The sequence below is a fragment of the Spirosoma flavus genome (assembly GCF_054778555.1).
Map to the genome: position 1 here is coordinate 1,229,865 of NZ_BAAGZL010000002.1, position 20,483 is coordinate 1,250,347.

At 47.9% G+C, this 20,483-nt stretch carries 16 protein-coding genes; 3 read left to right on the top strand and 13 right to left on the bottom strand.

All coding sequences use genetic code 11. The annotated features are described in order from the left end of the window. Window positions 1–6 precede the first annotated feature (6 nt). Entirely contained in the window at window positions 7–2,739 is a 2,733-nt protein-coding gene (locus tag ACYVF1_RS13965) for a fibronectin type III domain-containing protein (RefSeq protein ID WP_461079702.1), read from the bottom strand. Window positions 2,740–3,103: 364 nt separating this feature from the next. Here ACYVF1_RS13965 and ACYVF1_RS13970 point away from each other — a divergent pair, with 364 nt between their 5' ends. Next, window positions 3,104–3,664 (top strand): carboxymuconolactone decarboxylase family protein, encoded by a 561-nt coding sequence (locus ACYVF1_RS13970; RefSeq protein ID WP_461079704.1) that lies wholly within the window; start codon window positions 3,104–3,106, stop codon window positions 3,662–3,664. 77 nt (window positions 3,665–3,741) lie between these two features. Here the strand turns inward: ACYVF1_RS13970 and ACYVF1_RS13975 are convergent, their stop codons facing one another. The 4 genes from ACYVF1_RS13975 to aac(6') all read right to left on the bottom strand — a co-directional run bounded on the left by ACYVF1_RS13975 (window position 3,742) and on the right by aac(6') (window position 7,565). Next, entirely contained in the window at window positions 3,742–4,191 is a 450-nt protein-coding gene (locus tag ACYVF1_RS13975) for a putative periplasmic lipoprotein (protein ID WP_461079706.1), read from the bottom strand. Between the two features lie 204 nt (window positions 4,192–4,395). Beyond that, the gene (locus ACYVF1_RS13980; RefSeq protein ID WP_461079708.1) at window positions 4,396–5,031 is read right to left on the bottom strand and encodes a response regulator transcription factor; all 636 of its coding nucleotides are present in this window, start codon (window positions 5,029–5,031) and stop codon (window positions 4,396–4,398) included. Window positions 5,032–5,068: 37 nt separating this feature from the next. After that, the gene (locus ACYVF1_RS13985; protein WP_461079710.1) at window positions 5,069–7,039 is read right to left on the bottom strand and encodes a tetratricopeptide repeat-containing sensor histidine kinase; all 1,971 of its coding nucleotides are present in this window, start codon (window positions 7,037–7,039) and stop codon (window positions 5,069–5,071) included. Between the two features lie 85 nt (window positions 7,040–7,124). Beyond that, entirely contained in the window at window positions 7,125–7,565 is a 441-nt protein-coding gene (gene aac(6'), locus ACYVF1_RS13990) for an aminoglycoside 6'-N-acetyltransferase (protein ID WP_461079712.1), read from the bottom strand. Between the two features lie 62 nt (window positions 7,566–7,627). On the opposite strand from aac(6'), the gene ACYVF1_RS13995 reads away from it, so the two are divergent. Next, window positions 7,628–8,290, top strand: coding sequence for a hypothetical protein (locus ACYVF1_RS13995; RefSeq protein WP_461079714.1), 663 nt, complete (start codon window positions 7,628–7,630; stop codon window positions 8,288–8,290). Between the two features lie 134 nt (window positions 8,291–8,424). Here the strand turns inward: ACYVF1_RS13995 and ACYVF1_RS14000 are convergent, their stop codons facing one another. Further along, window positions 8,425–9,756 (bottom strand): sensor histidine kinase, encoded by a 1,332-nt coding sequence (locus ACYVF1_RS14000; protein ID WP_461079716.1) that lies wholly within the window; start codon window positions 9,754–9,756, stop codon window positions 8,425–8,427. Between the two features lie 343 nt (window positions 9,757–10,099). On the opposite strand from ACYVF1_RS14000, the gene ACYVF1_RS14005 reads away from it, so the two are divergent. Next, on the top strand, window positions 10,100–11,467 hold the full coding sequence (locus ACYVF1_RS14005; RefSeq protein WP_461079718.1) for a sensor histidine kinase: 1,368 nt from the start codon (window positions 10,100–10,102) through the stop codon (window positions 11,465–11,467). A gap of 36 nt (window positions 11,468–11,503) precedes the next feature. Here ACYVF1_RS14005 and ACYVF1_RS14010 read toward each other — a convergent pair whose 3' ends face one another. From ACYVF1_RS14010 to ACYVF1_RS14040, 7 genes are all read right to left on the bottom strand, one after another. After that, window positions 11,504–12,412 (bottom strand): hypothetical protein, encoded by a 909-nt coding sequence (locus ACYVF1_RS14010; protein WP_461079720.1) that lies wholly within the window; start codon window positions 12,410–12,412, stop codon window positions 11,504–11,506. Window positions 12,413–12,498: 86 nt separating this feature from the next. Then, window positions 12,499–14,904, bottom strand: coding sequence for a glycoside hydrolase family 65 protein (locus ACYVF1_RS14015; protein WP_461079722.1), 2,406 nt, complete (start codon window positions 14,902–14,904; stop codon window positions 12,499–12,501). 248 nt (window positions 14,905–15,152) lie between these two features. Further along, the gene (locus ACYVF1_RS14020) at window positions 15,153–16,217 is read right to left on the bottom strand and encodes a TolB family protein (protein ID WP_461079724.1); all 1,065 of its coding nucleotides are present in this window, start codon (window positions 16,215–16,217) and stop codon (window positions 15,153–15,155) included. A gap of 202 nt (window positions 16,218–16,419) precedes the next feature. Beyond that, complete coding sequence (locus tag ACYVF1_RS14025) at window positions 16,420–16,608, bottom strand: hypothetical protein (protein WP_461079726.1); 189 nt, start codon at window positions 16,606–16,608, stop codon at window positions 16,420–16,422. Between the two features lie 213 nt (window positions 16,609–16,821). Next, entirely contained in the window at window positions 16,822–17,181 is a 360-nt protein-coding gene (locus ACYVF1_RS14030; RefSeq protein WP_461079728.1) for a hypothetical protein, read from the bottom strand. 520 nt (window positions 17,182–17,701) lie between these two features. Beyond that, window positions 17,702–18,940 carry a hypothetical protein gene (locus ACYVF1_RS14035; RefSeq protein WP_461079730.1) on the bottom strand — a complete coding sequence of 413 codons (1,239 nt, stop codon included), beginning with the start codon at window positions 18,938–18,940 and terminating at the stop codon, window positions 17,702–17,704. Between the two features lie 144 nt (window positions 18,941–19,084). Then, entirely contained in the window at window positions 19,085–20,272 is a 1,188-nt protein-coding gene (locus ACYVF1_RS14040) for a hypothetical protein (RefSeq protein WP_461079732.1), read from the bottom strand. Between the last annotated feature and the right edge of the window lie 211 nt (window positions 20,273–20,483).

Consider the following 20,483-nt stretch of genomic DNA (forward strand, 5'->3'; position numbering starts at 1 on the left):
TGCATCTTACCGCTGAATCAGCACTTTTCGAACCTCCACCTCGCCAGACGATTGTAGCCGAATTAGGTACAAGCCCGCCGGACGATCCCGCATATCGATTTTGAACCGGTTCTCGCCCGTTTGGGCCTGTTCGTCCTGCCGATGCAGTGTCTGACCGCTTGCATTTACAACCTGAATTTGGACGGGTTGTGACTTTTGCACGTAATACGTTACGGTTATGAGACCGTCTGAGGGATTTGGGTAAACGCCAGGCGTAGAAACCCCTTCCAAAAGCTCGGCGGATTCACGGCCCCCACTGACCGAAACCAACCGGATATGGTCGTAATAAACCGTTATATTATTGTTGTGGTAATTCTGGAAATTCAGCCGCTTAATTTGCGTTGGATTCCCTAACTGGCTCATCGTTAGGCTTATTTCCTGCCACTGATTGGCCGTAGGTGTGAACGTATAACCCGATGCTTCCCCCCCACTGTCGGCATTGTTGGTATACACTTTAATGGGCTGACTACCTGTGCTACGTACCCAGAATTTCAGCAACGTATTACTGTTGGTAGTCAGCGCATTGCCTTTCCTTAACGAAAACCCTCCCCATGCATAATAATCGACTTTGGCTGAATTACTGCCCACCTGAACCGGACTGGTAGTACTAAAATTATTCGACGTATTCCATGACCAATCCTGCCAGTCGGTTCCGACTGCGTCGTTATAAATCACCAGTTCATTCGCCGGGCAGGTCGACGTAGTGGCATTGGCCGTGTTGCTGACGGTTGATACGTTCCCCGCTGCGTCTCGAGCTTTAACGGTGAACGCATAAGCCGTTCCGCACGATAACCCCGAGACGGCATACGTAGTACCCGTTACGTTCCCGTTCAACAACGTAGCGCCTTGGAAAACCTGATAAGCCGTCACGCCCACGTTGTCGGTAGAGGCCGTCCAGTTCAGTGTTAAGCCAGTTGGAGTGATACCAGAAGCCGCCAGATTAGTTGGAGTTGAAGGAGCCTGTGTATCGGGCGTCGACGTGCCGGTATCGAACCGAATGTAGTCGTAAAATATGGCAGGACTATTTCCGGCATCTTCCTGAATATTAATGCGTTTGATAGCCGACGGATTTCCCAAAGTGGCCATTGTTACCGTGATTTCTTTCCATTGATTGGCGTCAGTTGTAAAATTCATCATCTGGCTGTAGCCCCCGCTATCATCTGCCTGGGTGTAGACTTTCAGGTTGTTGGCCACGCTGCTGTAGACCCAGAACTTGATAACCATGCCCGCCGACGGTGTAATCGGAGAATTTCGCCGTACCGAAAAACCGCCATAGCCGCCATAATCCACCCGAATCGATTTGCTGCCCTCTTTCACCGGGCTGGTGTTAGCGAAATTACGGTAGGCGCTCCACGTCCAGTCTTCCCAATTGGTGTTAAGCGCATCGCCATACACGAGCTCGCCCGCCGGACAAGCGCCCGTCGTGAAACTGACAGCATTGCTGGCTGACGACGTATTTCCCGCGCCATCTTTGGCCTTCACCGTTACGTTGCTGTACGGCATATTGCAGGTCAGGCCGAGCGTAATCGACGTGTTCGGTGTCGACGCCAGCAACGTAGTACCCGCGTAAATAGCGTAGCCAGCAACACCCAGATTATCGGTCGAAGCGGTCCAGGATAACGTAGCGCCGGTCGATGTTACGTTCGAGACTACTACGTTGGTCGGGGTCGTAGGCGGCTGTGTATCAGGCGTTACGTTACCCAGGATGGATGGTGGCCGGACAGAAGTGTTCTGGATACTGTTAGGGTCGCTGACGGCGATGGCCTGGCCCCATGTGTTCGACCAACTACCATAATTTCCGTTCGTCGTTACGTCGAATGTAGTGCCGCAGTTGCTGGTTCCGTCCTGTACCTTGCCCCAGGTCCAGACCATCCAGCCAATCTGGTTGGCCTGACATTGCTGCAACACCCAACTATACGGAATCGATGTACTGCAATCATAGCCCGTCTGTTGCGGCCCTTCACCAATGATAAATGGAATGTTCTGACTAACAACGGCATTGAAAAGATTCGTAAAGCGATTCTGAAGTGTCTGCGTGTTCGAATCTTTCCAGTATGGATGCACAGAAAATACCAGATTATGTTGAGGATCACTTTGTTGAAGTGAATTCCATGTATTAATAATCACGTTTTCGTTCTGGCCGTAACCGGGTGCGTCGATCACAAGGGGCAAGGTGTAGCCAGCGGTTCGCAACTGAGAAACAGCATCCGTGTAGGCGGTCTGAAACTGAGAATCAGTTGTGTAGTTATCACCGGCTTCGTTGGCAATATTGAGCAGTACCCATTTTTTGTACTTGTTCATCGCCGTCATTACGTCTGACCGCTTCCAGTAATCGAGGCAGGTTTGCAGGTTGTAGAGGTTGCCGGTACTGTTGTCGAGCTGAACAATAGGAATGATTTTATTGGCAATAGAATTACCCAACAAGGCGTCTAGATCACTGGCAGAACCGCTTGTGTTCCAGCAGATTCGCACGACGTTGGCGCCGGTTTGAGCAATCTGCGGCAGCGTTGTTACCCCCTGCTTATCACTGGAGTAGACGAACATTTCATTTACTCCCCGGAAAACGACTTTTTCGCCAACAGCGGAGTAGATGTTTCGCCCATTGACATACATTGTAACGCCCGGCTGCGCGAGCGAACGTAGCAGCGGGAAAACCCAGAAGTAGCCGATTAAAAACGGAAGCAGTACACGACGTTTCATACAATTAGCTGGATTAATTTTGTTACCACTAATACATTATTTGACAATATAAATAAATTATCTCTCCAACTCAGATACAAATAGATTTGTTATTAATGAACTTATAGTCAAGGTTATTAGACCGTCTAATAAAGAAAATCCCGAACAGCGAAAGGCCTTTCGGGACGGAATAGCTAAATGATTTGAAGCGACGATTGAAACCTTGTGGTGTCAGGTTGAAGAATCCAACTTCATACGATGCCTAAAAAGTTAACACTAGAGATATATTATAAATGTATCTTGAAGGCGATTGCTTTTCCAAAAAGGCTACTCAGTTACAGATTACCCAGAAATTGATTCATTTATCATCTAACTCCACAAATCAATGCCCCACATTCAATTGCTCGAAGGCCTGCCGGGAATTATGGGACCAATGACCTTCAGCCCTGAAACAACCAAACCGCTCAACGCCCTGGCTGATGTATTGTTGCGGACCAACGCCAGTGAATCGTTTACCCAGGCTGAGCGCGAATTGGTTGCTTCTTATACGTCGAAGCGGAACGATTGCCTTTTCTGTTCAAATTGTCACGGTGCCGTTGCCGATTACCTGTTTGGGCCAGAAAATCAGGTTGTTGCCAAAACCTGGGAGGATCCGAACACGGCACCTATTTCTGACAAAATGAAAGCACTACTCGCCATTGCGGGAAGTGTTCAGGTGGGCGGGCAATACGTTACTCCGGAACAAATTGCTGCCGCCCGAGAGCAGGGGGCTACTGACCGCGACATACACGATACGGTATTGATTGCGGCCGCCTTCTCAATGTTTAATCGCTACGTGGATGGCCTGGCAACCTGGGCTCCTGAGCCACGAGAAGCCTATTCTGAGATGGGTCAGATGCTGGCTACACATGGGTATCCGGAAACCGTAGCAACTCCGCCAGCATAAAGAACGAAACTCCTGATTAGTAGCAATCGGGTAATGTCAGATGTAAGCATCTGACATTACCCGATTGAGCCCGTTGATTATTTAGCGGCTGTAAATTTCAGTTCGAGGGTTTCACCCGTGCTGGGATCTTCTTCGTTTAGATTGAAGATGATGTTGTCGCCGTCGGCATCAGCTACCTGCTCGCCATCCACGTAGAGGCCGTACACTTTCCCGCGTTTTTTTACTTCTACGTTATCAATGTCGATGGAGGCATCCTGCGACCCGGTGGCTTTCAGCGTGAGAGTCATCGTTACGTTATCTTCCGACGTAGCATCCAGGCTAACTGTTCCTGAAATGGTCTTCCCCGACTGGGTCAAAGGCAATTTGGGGAGGTCGATTTCGTCGGTGCCAGCTGCGTAGCGGAACGAACTCAGTTTATAATTACCGGCTACTACGTCGGCCGCATTTTCCGGCTCAATATCAGTTTCACTTTTTTTGCAGGCGGTAAATGTCAGAGCTACGACGAAGAAAAGAAGGATCGTTTTCATGGCTTTTAGTTGTTTGCGGGGTGATTTCCGTCAATCACCGAGGCAAAACTATTGGCCATTTCAAGGCTCATCAATACTGCATTTGTATGATTTTTAAAGAGCAGTTCAAAGAGCGAAAGCATGAAAGAGTGAAAGAGCGATAACCAGTTGGAGGCTTTTCTATCGGCTGGTTATCGCTCTTTCGCTCTTTCATGCTTTCGCTCTTTATTTTCTTCCCAAATACTTATTCACCGCTTCCACTTTGGAGTGTACCTGGAGTTTTTCGTAGATGTTGAAAATGTGTTTACGCACCGTGGTAGGGCTAACGAACAGTTCTTCAGCTACTTCCTTGTGGCTATGACCTTTCGCCAAACGGTCCAGAATTTCGCGTTCGCGGGGTGTTAATACGTCTAATTCGGTTGGAGCGGAGTGGTTGACGTGGAACGAACCCGCAATTTTACGGGCAATAGTACTACTCATGGGAGCCCCCCCTTCGTGCAGTTCGGTGATGGCTTCGAGGAGCTTATGGGGCGGGCTACGCTTCAGAATATACGAATTGGCGCCCGCTTTAAGCGCTTCAAAAACGGTTTCATCTTCGTCATACATCGTACACATCATAAACTGGGTATCAGGACATTTGGGTTTTAGATGCCGTACACAGTCGATGCCGTTCATGCCCGGTAGGTCGATGTCCATTAGCACTACGTCGACGCAGTGACCGGGCAGGTAATCGAGGGCCGCTTCGGCCGTCTCGAAGGTAGCCTGACAAAAAAAACCATCGGCACCGTCGACCAGAATAGCCAGCGATTGCCGAATCGGCTCTTTATCTTCAACAATTGCAACGGTTATGGAGGTTTTCATCTGGCAATATTCTCCGTTTTTTTTGGGGAAAGCTATACTACGTTTGCAGTATTTTGGGGGCCGGTACGGGTGGGTACGGATAGGTGATTTTCACGGAAGTACCGGCTATAGAAGACGAAATTTCATAATGTCCGCCTGATTCTTCAATACGTTGCTGCATGTTGCCCAAACCGTTACGTAACGCTGTCTTCTCGTTGGGCGTAAAACCTCGGCCATTATCCGCCACTTCAATGTAAAGTTGATCACCATCAGGGCGGATCGTTAGCTTCACTTCCGTGGCCTGGGCATGTTTCACTACGTTGTTCAGGGCTTCCTTCACCACCAGAAAAACGTTACGTCGGTCGGCGCCCCGTATCGCGATTTCATGGGGAGATTCCGATACGTCGGTTTTTAACGTAACGGAAGAATTTTCCATGAATTCGCTCGCATAAGCACGCGTGTAGGCGATCAACCCGTTAAGGCTATCATTTTTGGTGTTCAACGACCAGATGATCTCATTCATCGACGTCACCATTTCTGATGAAATACTCGAAATCTTTTCCACTTCGGGTGTCGTCTTATCCCCCATCTTCGTCTTCGCTACCTCGCTCAGCAGACCAATTGCGGTCAGCGACGCGCCCAGATCGTCGTGCATTTCTTTGGCGATACGTCGGCGTTCTTTTTGCTGGCCTTCCAGTTCCGACTGCACTACCGCCAGTTCGCGCTGGCGTTCAGCAGCCAGCAGTGCTTCGTCGGCGGTACGTTGGCGCTGGCGGTAATAAAGGTAAGCAAAGACCAGCCCCCCGCCCACGCCAACAATGATCAGGCCGGCAATCAGTAGGTAAAGATTCTGCCGATTTTGTTTTTCCTGCAACTGGTCGATACGTAGCTGTTTCTGAGCCAGTTGCTCACGCGATTCGGCCTGTTTCAGCTTCACTTCGTAATCCTCAAGCAAACTTTTTGTTTCCTGATTATTCAGCGAATCATCCACCCCAACATATTTATCGAGCCACTCGACGGCCGCTTTATAATTCCCCAAACCCTGATTCGCAATAGCGTATTCTCGGTAGATATTCCGAAATTCGGTTAATCCAGCTTTGTTTTTCTCAGCAATGGCATGCGACTCATCCAGCAGTTTTTTGGCGGCTCCAAACTGCTTCATCTGGCTTCGGGTCTGGGCTAATGTCATCAGCAGGTTAATCTCATGCCGGGAGTTGCCCATCTGACGCGTGAAACGTAGAGCTTCGTTCCGGTAATAAAGGGCCGAATCGTAGCGTGCCGCCAACGAGTGCTCGAATCCAATATTGTTGTACAGATTAATCAAGAAATCAAGGTCATTCTTGTCAATCCATTGCTTGGCTTTTAGGTAATTCGCCATCGTTTCGGGCTTTTTCCCCATGTCGCTGTATACGACGGCCAGGCTGAAATAATCGGTGGCGATTGCCCGTCGGTCGGCCTTATTTACCGTCAGAGTGCTATCGAATGCCAGCGCTTTTCGGTAATGTTCCAGTGCCTTTTCGTGCATCTTTTGCTTATTAAAGATGTATCCAAGGTTCTGATTCACAACCGCTACGTTGCGCGGACTTCCGTCTAGCTGCATGTAGCGAGCAGCCTGTTGGTAATTGGGAATGGCTTCCTGAAACCGCCCCATAAATAGGGCCGTGTTAGCCATAGCAAAATAGCTAAGCCCCAGATTTCGCTTTATTGTATCCTGTTTAGCTTTCTGAACAGCCGCCAGCGCCACCTTACGGGCTTCGTCGTGTCGCCCCAGATTATTGAGCTGGTAAGCCATGAGCCGTACACTCTCAAAATAGCCTCTAGTGTAATTTATTTTCTGGGAAAAACTGTACGCTTTCTGATAATTGTTCAGCGCCTTGATGGGCTCACTTGTTTCAATGGCTTCTCCTTTTTTCAGGAGGGTCATTACGTAGCTGGTATCGGTCGGGTTAGGCACCGACTGACCCAGACAAACCACACCAATCAGCATCAGCGCAAGTCCGAAACACAGTTTTTTTATCAGCGATAGCATCCAGTTGAGCCATTACGTTTCTAAACAAAGATAAACGAAACGCGGTAATCGCTACGTGTTTGGCAATTGCCCGGCGAATTATGGCTTAGATTGGCTTGATAAACGAAATTGTTCGTTCTACTTCCTCAAAACCAACCCCTTTGTGGAAAGCTTCCCCTAACGTATTGTCGATTACTACGTCGGATGCCAGTTCCTTACTGCCTTGTTCTCTGGCCCATTGTTCGGCCTGCTGGATGAGCGCCCGACCCACGCCCTGCTGCTGACAATCAGGTGCTACGTAGATGCCCTCCACAAAAGCGACCGGCGTTTGGGAAGCGCCCGGTACGTAGTCATTCCGAAGTGACAGGTTTATGAAGCCAATGGCTTTTTGCTGATTGTCGCGAGCGATAAAGGCCGCCTGTTTCGGAGATTCGTTAATTTCCTTTAGTACATCAGTCATTTCGGACTCCGTCGTGTCGGGCCATAGCGCCAGAGCCAATTGTTGCCATTCCTGAAAATCAGGTTCGTTTATTTTTGTGATACGCATAGTGGAGGAGTTTGAGTAGCTACTATTTTTACGTTGAATAAAACATCTAGTATACTCAACGTATGAAAAAAATCTTCCTCTTCCTATCTGTTACGCTAACCGTAAATACCGCTACGTTCGCCCAGCGGCAGGAATTGTCGGTTTCGCCAATTGGCTTATTTTCCCCAAAAAATCAATTAATTCAGCACGAACGCTATGTTGATAAACAACAGAGTCTTACGTTTTCGCTGAGCTATAACGAGAAGTTACCGAATAGTACGTTCTTTTACCCGCCCCGCACCGAGCGATTCCAGAATGCCCGACTGGCGGCTGGTTACCGGTACTACGTTCCGGGTGTGGGCATTGGCGACGAACTGACCTTGTTTGGGTCTGTGCGGGCTATTCTGGATTATTCAGCTTTACGACTTGTTAATGATGTACGCTATCCTGTTCCGGCCGATTCGCTACGTGCCGCCGGTATATCGCTGGCACCCGAACTTTTGGCGGGCGCCAAAGTAACGTTCGTAAAGCGCATTACGCTGACCGGCGCCATTGGTGGGCAGTATCTTTTCAAGCTGTTTTCCACTAGCCAAATCACACAAAATCAGGACTATTGGAACTCTTTTTACTGGACCAATGATAATCAGGACGCACAGTTTAAACGTAACGTTGTCACGCATTACCGCCAGGGCTGGTATCCGTCCGTTCAGGTTACGGTGGGAGTGGTTTTGGGAAAGAATCGTTAGTCTATAAACAGGTGGACGAAACCTATTCAGTTTATTTACTTTCTATTCTACCCTTAAATCCACTGAACCGGACTTTTCTAAGTTGTTGTAAACCCAATAGGGAAATTAAGAGTAAATGAGTAACGACTGGCTATTCACTTAATCAGCGGCAACGTAACGACGAATTTATCGGCTGTTTCTTCCACTTTTGGCATCTGCTGACCCAGCAATTGATATTTCGACAGAATATTCAACAACCCTTTTTGTGTGGAATTGACTCGGTTGGCCGCCTTGCGCTGTAACGTATTGCTGACAATCAGACAGCCATCTTCCGTTGTAACGAGTTGAATCTGTAGGGGTTGCTCGGCCGAAACGATGTTGTGTTTTACGGCATTTTCGACCAGCAACTGAAGCGTCAGCGGGGGGAGTTTATAATGAAGAAACGACTCACCGATGTTTTTGATCAGGTCGATGCCGGCGCCGTAGCGGGTTTTTAATAAGTGATAATACGAGTCAATAAAAGCCAGTTCGGTTTGCAGGGCCGTGAGTTCGTGATCATTGGTACGCAGCAGGTAGCGGTATACGCTCGACATTTCATCCACAAAACGTTCGGCTTTAATCGGCTCAGAGGCAATGAGCGACGACAACGTGTTGAGGCTGTTGAACAGGAAATGGGGATTAAGCTGCGCCTGAAGCGCCATCATCTGCACCGCCGACATTTGCTGCTGAAGTTTTTCGGTAATCAGCTCCGATTCAAGATGTTGGCGTTGATGCTGTTCGCGCTCGCGGGCGAGTCGCTGTTCCATGGTGGCAATTCGAATGGCGCTTCGGCGCTGGCGATATCCCAACAGCAACGTAAAGCAAATGAGCTCGGCCAGAATCCCCAGTTCAAAGTACGTCAGAGGAGCGGCCAAAATGGAATCCGAATTATCCAGTCCTATTCCAAGTATGGTCAGCACCATCGACACGATGCCGCCTGCTAGTATGAAACCTGACCCAATTGCTACGTAGCGGGGCACTACCCCTTTCAGCCGAGCGATTTGCCACACGCCATAGCCCGCAATGACGACCATGAGCAACCGCATAGCCGTATGCGCTGTGTCGTAAATGGAGCCATACCACGTATCGACGGCAAAACACAGCACCCACATCAGCACTACGTAGGCCAGAATGATACCTTTTGTAATCCGGAATAAGCGAAAAAGCCCAGGAAGTCGACTGCGAAGTTGAATGAGAGCATCCGCAAAATCGAAATAAACAAAATAGGCGAGCATCGGGGCCACTACCCGAACGAAATACCACGTATTGTTCGATACGTACTGGCTGATTTCATCGACGCGCAGGCCAAAATACACCAACCAGGCCAGCATATACAGCGTATAGAGCCCATATAGGCGTTCGCGGTAAATGCTCCACTGTACGATGTTCAGCAGCAGGATAGCGCAGACCATCCCTGTGAACAGCAGATTCCAGGTGGCAAATGGCATGAAGTGTTTGTCTCAGTTAGGTAAAAATGGTCTAAAAATCGGAATTCTCCGGGTAGTAAGGCAACTGAAAAGCCGGTGAATTGGTATAAGTCGGGGATGAATCGTCATAAAGTGGCGGTGAATCGTATGGATTTAATGTTATGGAGTTGTAGGGTTATAAGGTTGTAACGTTGTAACGTTTTATGGGATGTGCAGCCAACACTACAACCTTGTAACTCTACAACACTACAACCCTTTAACTCTACAACTATATAACTGGACAACCCGTTTTACCAATCCGCTTAATTCTCAACGATTTCACGTATTTTCGTTTCTTCAATCCTCTGAACCAACTACTTCATTCATGACCTACGAAGCCTGGTCCCCACTTTTTCTGGGAATGGCGCTGGCCCTGTTGATTGCCAATCTGGTACAATGGTTCATGTACCGTGAACGTATCTACGGGCTATACACGATTTACACCCTGATCTGGGCGATTTATTTCACCATCAACCACTTCCATCTGCCGAAAAACGTCAGCAATTTCTATAAAGTCCTGCTGTCGTATTCGGGTTACGTAGTGTATCTGGAACTGGCCACGATATTCCTGGATCTTAGCGACCGCCCCCGGTTTCGGCGCTGGATCAGGCGGGTGCAGGGGCTGCTGGTGCTTTACATTCTGACAAAAGCGTACATCTATCTGTTTACCGATTTCTGGAAAAGCCCCCTCCACGATCTGCTGGTTCATCCGGTTCGCTTTGCCGTGATGGCGGTTGGTGGGTATATCGTTTTTTCGTTCTATCGTTCCAAAGATACCGTTGCTCGTTTTTTTGTGGCGGGTACGGCGTCGCTGCTTATCAATCACCTCATTACTACGTTGTTGCTGATACGGTCTCCAACTTATAATCAGCAAATGCCGTTCTGGGAACACCCCGATTTGTTTGTGCAGACGGGTGTTGTGCTCGATCTGATTTTCTTTGGACTAGGAATTACCCACCGGCATCGGCGCGAAGCGGTTCGGAAAGTGGCCGTTGAAGGGCAGCTTGCCACCGAACGCGAACAACGTCAGCGCGAACACCTCGAAGCCGATTTGCAGATGGAACGACTGAAACAGGAGAAAACCGAAGTGCAGATGCGGGCATTGCAAAGCCAGATCAACCCGCATTTTCTGTTTAACAGTCTCAATACGTTGTCGTCGCTCATCGACGAGAGCCCCCGGCAGGCGGGTGAGTTCGTTGATGAATTATCGAGTGTTTATCGCTATCTGCTACGTGCCAATCGCACTTCCGATACGTCGGAACGCGACCGGGATGGCGATCTGACAACCGTCAGTCTTGAACTCGAATTTATCCAGTCGTATTTCCACTTGCTACGTACCCGTCATGGAGCATCTGTTCGTCTGGAGGTCAACGTACCGTCTGATCATGCCGAAGCGCTGCTTCCTCCATTAACGCTGCAACTGTTGGTCGAAAATGCGGTGAAACACAACATTGCCTTACCCAACCAGCCGTTGAGCATCCGCATACGTAGCACTGACGATGGGAATTTAGTCGTTGAAAATACGCTGCAACGCAAAATGCTACGTGTCGAATCGACAGGAATCGGTCTGGCGAACATCACGACGAAATACCGCATTCTGAACCAGCAGGAACCCAAAATTGAGGAAGTAGAGGGCTGGTTCCGCATTACGTTGCCGTTGCTGGAACCCAAAAATTTGGTAGCGACAACGTAGCGATCTAAAACCCAGACAGACTCTGGATCTTGAAGGCTACTGTCGTTTTTTCGCTATAATTTCTTTCAGGGCTGGCTCCAGCGCAATTCGATGTGAGCCTCCAAAAACCACGAAAACCCGATCATGCACGTTGAGGGCGCTATCAATTTTTTGCAGGAGTGCCCGATCACGAACAACTTTGGTACCACGGCTTACATCGCCCAGCGGCCCGTCGTTCGTCAAATAATAGTCATAAACTTCTTCAAGCTTGTTCAATGAGAAGTCTTTATGAAGATATTTCCGATAAATTCTTTTGAGTGAATCCAGCGATTGCGCTTCCGTAGAAAGTCTGAAATCAGCTTCAGTGAGATAGGAAATAAATTTTTCCTGCCAGGCTTTTTCCAGAGTCATACCGGGGAAATAGCCTTTACGGTAGCCGTCCAGAAACCGTTCGATGGCCAGATATAGATAGATTTGATCTTTGGGAAATTCTTTTTGTAAGGCAGCAAATTCCTGCTTTTCATCCAGATCTCCATTCATCAATTTGATACCCAGACTGTCGCATAAATATTTGACAACGCCCGTCTCTCCGTTTGCGTGAATGGCCGAATCCAGCGTTGGATATTTTCGATCCATAGAGATTTGACCGCCTTCATTGAACGCAATCTCGGGGTTCAGTTTGTTAAAAGCCTTTACTAGCTGGCTAAATTGTGGATGCGACGTATCACGCACATGAGAAGCCCCGAAGAAAACCAGTTGCTTTTTTCCGTTCCGCAAGTCGGTATATGTAATGGTCCACGTACCGGTCGAATCCAGTTCTGCCTGACTTTTGGCGTTCAATGTATCCAGGTATTTCTTAACCAATCGGTAATCCCGAACCGGATAACTGGAAATATTTTCACTGGCTTCTTTATGACAGGAAAAAGAAAGCGCCGTAATGAAAAGGAGCCAAAAAATTACCTTCATATGCTTGCCCTGCATTATTAACTCCTGTTAAAATGGACAGTGAAGTGGTGTCAGATACGCCTACCTGACACCACTTGAAGAACGTATCAATTAGGAATTGGCTCCGTCACTTCACTCTCGGGCTGAATCGTTACTTCTTCGTTGTAGAGACAAAGCGTGATCGGCTCCTTCGAAAAATTGTGAATCGTTACGTTCTGCTGCGTCGTTGTTACGTCCAGCAATGCACCCCGGAATCGGATTTTGAACGAGAACGATTGCCAGTTTTCCGGACAGTAAGGACTGAGCACTAACTGGTAATTTTTTGGCATTGGCGGCAAAATGACCCATTCGGTTTTGCTTTCCTGCCGTGCCTTTTTGACAACTTCCTTATATTCTTGGGGCAGTTCCAAACCAACCCGCATCCCGCCGAAACCCTTTACCACCGCCAGCCACGTACCGGCCATCGACGTAATGTGGCAGCCGTCTTCGGTATCGTTGTTGTAATCGTCGAGGTCGAGCCGGGCGGTGCGGAGGTACATTTCGTAAGCCTTCTCTTTCATCCCAAGACTGGACGCCAGAATCGAGTGGACACAGGGCGACAACGACGATTCATGCACCGTCATCGGTTCGTAGAAATGGAAGTTCTTGCGGACAAAATCGGGCCCGTGTTCGTGTTCGAAGAAATAAAGGCCCTGTAATACGTCGGCCTGTTTAATAAAACACGACCGCAGAATCCTGTCCCATGACCAGTTCTGGTTGATAGGCCGCTGCCCTTTTGGAATATCCGAGACTGGCATCAGTTCCTTGTCCAGAAAGCCGTCCTGCTGCAACCAGACCTGCCGCTCTTCGTCAAAGGGTAAATGCATGTTATCGACAATATGCGTCGCTTTCTCAATCTCTTTTTCTTCCCGAAAATGAATTCGGTCGATCAGTTCAGCATATTTTTCCTCATCGAGAATCTTTACTTTATTGACCGCTTCGATGGTGTAACGTAGCGTCCAGGCGGCAATGTAGTTGGTATACCAGTTGTTGTTGACGTTGTTTTCGTACTCATTCGGTCCCGTTACACCCAGCATGACGTATTTCTCCCGCTCCTTCGACCAGTTGACGCGCTGGCTCCAGAACCGGCTGATCGCAATGAGTACTTCCAGCCCATAATCGACCAAGTATTGCTCGTCGCCGGTGTAGCGAACGTAGTCAAAAATGGCGTAGGCGATGGCCCCGTTCCGATGAATTTCCTCGAACGTAATTTCCCATTCGTTGTGGCATTCATCGCCGTTCATGGTCACCATCGGGTAGAGCGCAGCGCCCGCCCGGAAGCCCAGTTTCTGCGCATTTTCGATGGCTTTCCCGAGTTGTTTGTGCCGGTAAATCAGCAGATTACGCGCCACCTTCTGTTCGGCGGTCGAGAGGTAGAAGGGCAGGCAGTACGCTTCGGTATCCCAGTACGTACTACCGCCGTATTTTTCCCCCGTAAATCCTTTAGGGCCAATGTTTAATCGTTCATCTTCGCCGGTATACGTCTGGTTCAACTGGAAAATATTGAACCGGATTCCCTGTTGCGCTGCTACGTCACCGTCGATGACGATATCGTTCGTTTTCCACTTATCGGCCCAGGCTTGCTTCTGCTCGAACAGCATTTTTTCGAACCCTTTGCGGCTGATACGCTGGATGTACTTGTGGGCTTCCTTGATCAACGTATCCGAATCGTAATTCAGCGACGACAGGTTAACGCCGTACTTATAAATGACCGTTTCCTGGCCCTCCCGGCAGTCGAGCGTAATGCGGTTCGCTACGTATTTCTCGTACTTGATCGGCTGCGACTGGTAGTCGATTTTCTCGCCGTTCTGCTCAATTTCCACACACATGCCCGACGCTACGTGGAAGCCCGTTTTGCGGGTACGAAGTTCGATGTACGCTTCACCATACGCGGTTTCCTTACGTACCTCATCCCAGAACGTTTCGTCGTAATTGGCGTCGCGGTTGCGGATGGCCCCGTCGATGTAGGGCGTAATGGTTATTTTCGCGTCGAAGTTCAGCGGTTTGATGGCGTAACGTATCGCCCCGGATTCATCATCAACGATGGAATAAAATCGTTTGGCGTTGACTTCCACCTCTTTTCCACTTTTCAGTCGGGCCACAAACTGGCGTTCGAGGTAGCCTTCCTGCATATTGAGCACCCGCCGAAACTGACGTACTTCGCAGGTGTTCAAGTCGAGCGTTTCGTATTCAATATCAATGTCGATACCAATCCAGTTGGCGGCATTCAGCACTTTGGCAAAGTATTCAGGGTAACCATTTTTCCACCAGCCAACGCGGGTTTTATCGGGATAGTACACGCCGGCAACGTAATGGCCCAGCATGGTTTTTCCGGAGTATTTTTCTTCAAATGAACCACGTCCGCCCAGTCGGCCATTGCCGATAGACATCACGCTTTCAGTTATTTCATTGTAATCACGATGGAAACCTTCTTCAACTATATTCCAGGGGTCCTGTGTCAGGTAATGTTTCATCAATAGGTTATGAATGTTGCGCGAATTTAATCCGAACGGCGCGTAGTTTGCATGCCTGCGAGTAGATACGTAGTTCGCAATTACGGCGTTCCGTCGATTCGTTATCTCTATTGAGACGCGCTACGTTCGGCTCAGTTACATAAGAAGATTCCGGATGACAAGTCTGGATAAGTCATTCTGCCAGCATCGCTGCTGGTAAATCAGTACGTAGCTGGCCAGTGAGAACTGTGAATCAGCGCCTGCGGAGCTTATGGGCGACGTACTGGAATACCCACCCGGTATAAATCAAAGCCCCCTTTTCCACCCGGACGATTGGACGAAAAAATCATCAATTGGTTGGTAAACTGATTTGACGTATACAAAATAGGCCGGTATTCATCGGAGCTGGTATTGATGCCGGGACCAAAGTTAACCGGAGCAGACCAACCCTCTGCCGTCCAGTCGCTAAAATACAGGTCATACCCGCCGTATCCGCCGGGACGGTTGGACGAAAAAACTAATCTATCTCCACTAATGAAGGGACATTTGTCGTCGGCTGATGAAGACAGGGAGGCTACTTTTTCAATCGAAATATTCGTCAATGTCGGGAGTTGAGCAGGCCATGCAGAAGGCGCAATGGCGGGTAATCCGGCTTTGTAAATATCAAAATTACCCCCCCGGTTCGAGGTAAAATAAAGGGCTTGGTAGCCCTTGTCGAACGTTGGATAGCCATCATCAGCCGGCGAATTCAGGAAAGCGACTGGCTGAGGAGCCACAAATTGCTTGTTGCTTACCCGACTGGACAGACCCGTAACGGACGTTGGAGAGGACTGATAATTATGGGTAAAATAAATATCCAGATTACCGGATCGATCGGATGCAAACAGCATAAGGTACTCGCCAAAATGTCCATCACTGTCGGTTGTGTTACCGGCCAAGTCTCGAAAGGAGCGAATATAAGGCCCTAATTCGTTGGCGTTGGAGTTAGCGACCTGAGCAGCCCAGGTTAAAGGGCTCTGTTCTTCAATGACGTCTAACCCGCCGTAAGGGTGCGTGTTAAACGTAAATGATCCACTTCGTAGATCAAACGTGGTTTCGAGTGATTCGTGCACTAGATTAAAATCGGTTCGACCACCCCGTTTTGAGGAAAAGACTAACGCCATAACATTGCCTACCACGTGACTGGTCGAATTATAGTCATCATCGGCTGAGTTTATATCGCTTAAATTCTCAGGGGTTTCCGGAAAGCTACCTTGTGTATACTGATCAGGAGTGAACGGACCACAACTGCTGACGGCTACCAATAGAAAAAATAGGAAAAGTAATTGTTTCATAGTAGCGTAGTTTAGAAACATAGAGTCTAATCGCTGGCGTATAGTTGTAAGGCAGTCAAGTTCCGCCTTCACCTGACGATTTTACGCACTATTTTTCATTTTTTACATCTTTATACTGGTCTGAAAACAAGTCAGCCTGGTTTTACCGCGGTAAAACCAGGCTGACTTGTTTTCAAATGAAGTTTGTGGCTAATCCACAGGCCTATTTGTCGTCCTCGTCCTGTTCGACGTGCCCATGAATATAACCATCGGCCAATTCTTCCTGGTCGTCTAAAGGCGTATTTCCAGGCTGATGCTGCCCTTCCTGGCCCTGAACTGACGCATTGTCGTTATCCATGTTTCCTCCCTGATCTGCTTCACCTCCTGGCGAATACCATCTGATCGTTTGCATATGAATGTAGTTTTTGAACGAATTACCACCTGAAAAACCAATGAATGAAGAGAAAGTTTATTAATAATTTGATCTTGTCAAAGCACAGCCATTCACCCTAAATAAAAAGCCTCTTATGTGGCTTTGGCACGAAGATGATGCGCAAAAGCCACATAAGAGGCATTGGTTTATTGGTCTTGAAAATGCGGATTGAACTAGGCCAGAAAGCCCCGTTTACCTAGCTTTAAAACGGAGACGAACGGTGTGAACCTGCTGCGCGAACTCGCTTAAATTGTTCTGAATACCTTCCAGTTTAACACCAGTCAGTTGGCTAATCAATTCATTATTAAGCTGTTCATTCTGACTAAAAACCTCAACACGGCAAATCTCACTATCTGAATTTATCCGAAACTGTACGACCACAATTCCAGATTTTCGCGTTGGCTTAAGCGCATCTGGGTACGATACATAATTCGCCAGCTGTTGTTCCAGCGTTACTTTCTCACCTTTCGGTTTATGTGTAGTAATGGGCGCTGCATTAGCCTGCGTTGCTAGGAAGCCTACCAGCAGCAAAAAAGCGAGATACTTTTTCATGACTTCAAATGGATTAAACTAGGTACGTAAAGTGCTCTCGACCATACCAAGCGGGAGCTTCGATTAGCTAATATTAATCAAATATTACGTCAATATTAATTTTATGTTACTGTATTTATTTTGAGGTAGGCTCTTAAATTATAGATATCATTCAACTATTTATTCAAATTGGCCAATGTATTTTTCTTATTACTATTTTTAAAGTACAATCTATGCTTAAATCACTTTGTAAGTGGCTATTTCAAAATATTATTTTCCTAGCCAATGTTAAGCAAATATTAACAACGCGTTACGTAATCGCTGAACTCCCAGCTTAGCATTTTCTAAAAAACCTATATTTTATACAAGCTACTACGTTACTGACGCCGAAGATTTCGACACGTTTAGCAACCAAACTCACGTTAATTGATACGTCATTACGAAAAAACCCCGACCGAGCAGGCAGGGTTTTCATTGTACAACGCTACGTCTGTAAGTTCAGCTAAAACCAATGCTGGCCGATCTTACGCAGGCTAGCGTATCACTTTTTTTCTAGTAAAAACTGCTTCATCAATCGTTCTAATTCCTCAATTCTGGCTTTTTGCTGCTGTAATTCCTGTTTATTGGCTTTATCCGACTTCTCTAATTGAATGGTGTATAGCGTCAGTTCTTCTACTTTCTCCAGCAACGTAGCGTTCATCCGCACCAGATCAACCCCCTCCTTCACTACCTCCCGGGCCGAGGGCACGTTGGACAAATGCCGGTGCAACGTAACGTAGCGTTCCACCTCACTCAGCGTAGGCAGTTGATACGTGGGCTCAAATACTTTATCGCTCCACTGAGTCACGTTGTCGATCCGTAACCGGTGGCGGGCCAGTACGGTTTCGCCCACTTCGTTGACGGTCAGAAATTGATCGGTGGTTCCCTGAAAAAGTGGGTTTGATAAATGGGCAAACTTGATACGTCCATTGTTTCTAAGATTAATGATGCCTCGTACGTCGAGCGGATATTGCGGGGCGTTGGTGCCAATCCCCACGGCAATGCTGGTGTTGGCAGGATCACCTAAAACGATGGCGTTATTTAGCGCAACGGTGGCATTGTAACCAATAGCGACGGCATTCTGCAACGTACCATTGACGGGTTGGGCGTTGTATCCCAACATGGTGTTGTTGCTTCCAGTGGTGGTATTGGAGCCTGCATCGACCCCAAAAAAGGCATTGTTATTACCATTACTGTTGGTACCCGCATTTTTACCGAAAAACGTGTTTCTACTCCCCACAGTGTTGTTAAAGCCTGTTCCGGCTCCCACAAAAGCATTGTCGTTTCCCAACAGATTTTTCTGGCCGGCATCATTGCCCATGAACGTATTGGAGCCGCCAATAGTGTTGAAAAAACCCGCCTGATTACCGACAAAAGTATTCAGACTACCATTATTGTTATGGCCTGCCTGATAGCCCAGAACAGTATTGTTGGTACCCGTCGAGTTGTATAAACCAGCCAGCGATCCCACGAAAACATTATACCGGCCCGTTGTATTGCTGTTGCCAGCCTGATAGCCCAGAAACGCATTATCAAACCCTTCTGTGTTTTTATTACCCGCCTGATAGCCCACAAATACATTGTCTCCGCCTGTCATGGCTGTATTACTGGCCCCTATTCCCACAATAACATTCTTCGTTCCGGGCGCGGCCGAGGTTGGTGAAGTAGCTACGTAATTATTTTGTGCCAGTAATGGGGTACCCAGCAGCAGGGCGCACAGAATAGAATAAAGTGGTTTCATTGATTTCGTAATTAAATGCCTGTTTCTCAAAGTTAAGTTTTTATCAACATGTTTTAAGATTACCTACCTTTCGGTCGATTTTTGGTAACAAAAAAAGCCCCGACCAGCTTAAGGAAAGGGACTTACAGTCTTCGTCTGAAAGAACTATTTCTTTTCCAAAACTTGCTTCACCAGCGCTTTCAGCTCGACCATTTCCTGTTTTAATTTTTGATTATCAAGCTGCTGCTGTTTAATCATCTTGTCCTGCTGGATACTATACAGCGTCAACTCCTCCACTTTTTCCAGCAACGTAGCGTTCATCCGCACCAGATCAACCCCCTCCTTCACTACGTCCTGAGCCGAGGGAACATTGGACAAATGCCGGTGCAACGTAATGTAGCGTTCCACCTCGCTCAGCGTGGGCAACTGATACGTTGGTGCAAATACTTTATCGCTCCACTGAGTCACGTTGTCGATCCGTAGCCGGTGGCGGGCCAGTACGGTTTCGCCCACTTCGTTGACGGTCAGAAACTGGTCGGTCGTGCCCTGAAATAAGGGATTAGACAAATGGGCGAACTTGATACGTCCGTTGTTTCTAAGATTAATGATGCCCCGCACGTCGAGCGGGAACTGAGGGGAGTCGGTGCCAATCCCCACGGCAATGCTGGTGTTGGCAGGATCACCTAAAACGATGGCGTTATTTAGCGCAACGGTGGCATTGTAACCAATAGCGACTGCATTCTGGAGCGAACCACTAACGGGTTGGGCGTTATGACCCAGCATGGTGTTATTGCCGCCATTGGTGTTGTTTTTCCCGGCATCAACTCCTACAAAGGTATTGTTGTTGCCTAGACTGTTAAAGCCCGCCTGATTACCCAAAAACGTATTTTGATTGCCACTAAGGTTATTAAAACCCGCCCCCGGTCCTACAAAAGCGTTATTGTTGCCCGATCTGTTTCTCTGACCCGCATTGCTACCCAAAAACATATTGTTATCGCCTGAGAAATTATCGAAACCCGCCTGATAGCCTACAAAGACATTAAAGTCACCAGTAGCGTTGGTGCGGCCCGCCGTAAATCCCAGAAACGTATTATTGATACCTATGGTATTGCTGGACCCCGCATAACTGCCTATAAACGTATTCTGGCTACCCGTTGTACTTTGGCTCCCCGTCATAAAGCCAACAAAGGTGTTTTGGCTGCCCGTCATGGTTGTTTTCCCGGCACCTATACCCACAATGACATTCAGTCCTCCCGGTGTGGTGGAGGTTGGTGAGGTGGCCACGTAGTTATTTTGCGCCAGGATTTGGGAACTCAGCAGGAAGGTCAGCAGAAAGCCGTATAGTGATTTCATAGACATACGAATGTGTTTTTTGCCAAATCTAATTTTAGAACCCATCTGCTACCGATTCCATTTACTTTTCGGTAAGTAGTTTGATAAGTGTTGAGTACCAAAAAAAGAAACCAATCAGCATTCATGACTTATCTTGCCCATTTAAGGGGTAGACGTTGTCAGTTCACCGCTTAAATTGGTTGCTTTACCGTCTTTTTTGGCCTTCTGGCTT

Bases quoted from the DNA above. Each gene is read 5' to 3' on its own strand.
- ACYVF1_RS13965 (WP_461079702.1), bottom strand. From the start codon at position 2,739: ATGAAACGTCGTGTACTGCTTCCGTTTTTAATCGGCTACTTCTGGGTT.
- ACYVF1_RS14015 (WP_461079722.1), bottom strand. From the start codon at position 14,904: ATGAAACATTACCTGACACAGGACCCCTGGAATATAGTTGAAGAAGGT.
- ACYVF1_RS14010 (WP_461079720.1), bottom strand. From the start codon at position 12,412: ATGAAGGTAATTTTTTGGCTCCTTTTCATTACGGCGCTTTCTTTTTCC.
- ACYVF1_RS14030 (WP_461079728.1), bottom strand. From the start codon at position 17,181: ATGAAAAAGTATCTCGCTTTTTTGCTGCTGGTAGGCTTCCTAGCAACG.
- ACYVF1_RS14040 (WP_461079732.1), bottom strand. From the start codon at position 20,272: ATGAAATCACTATACGGCTTTCTGCTGACCTTCCTGCTGAGTTCCCAA.
- ACYVF1_RS13995 (WP_461079714.1), top strand. From the start codon at position 7,628: ATGAAAAAAATCTTCCTCTTCCTATCTGTTACGCTAACCGTAAATACC.
- ACYVF1_RS14035 (WP_461079730.1), bottom strand. From the start codon at position 18,940: ATGAAACCACTTTATTCTATTCTGTGCGCCCTGCTGCTGGGTACCCCA.
- ACYVF1_RS14000 (WP_461079716.1), bottom strand. From the start codon at position 9,756: ATGCCATTTGCCACCTGGAATCTGCTGTTCACAGGGATGGTCTGCGCT.
- ACYVF1_RS14020 (WP_461079724.1), bottom strand. From the start codon at position 16,217: ATGAAACAATTACTTTTCCTATTTTTTCTATTGGTAGCCGTCAGCAGT.
- ACYVF1_RS13975 (WP_461079706.1), bottom strand. From the start codon at position 4,191: ATGAAAACGATCCTTCTTTTCTTCGTCGTAGCTCTGACATTTACCGCC.
- ACYVF1_RS14025 (WP_461079726.1), bottom strand. From the start codon at position 16,608: ATGCAAACGATCAGATGGTATTCGCCAGGAGGTGAAGCAGATCAGGGA.
- ACYVF1_RS13970 (WP_461079704.1), top strand. From the start codon at position 3,104: ATGCCCCACATTCAATTGCTCGAAGGCCTGCCGGGAATTATGGGACCA.
- ACYVF1_RS13985 (WP_461079710.1), bottom strand. From the start codon at position 7,039: ATGCTATCGCTGATAAAAAAACTGTGTTTCGGACTTGCGCTGATGCTG.
- ACYVF1_RS13980 (WP_461079708.1), bottom strand. From the start codon at position 5,031: ATGAAAACCTCCATAACCGTTGCAATTGTTGAAGATAAAGAGCCGATT.
- ACYVF1_RS14005 (WP_461079718.1), top strand. From the start codon at position 10,100: ATGACCTACGAAGCCTGGTCCCCACTTTTTCTGGGAATGGCGCTGGCC.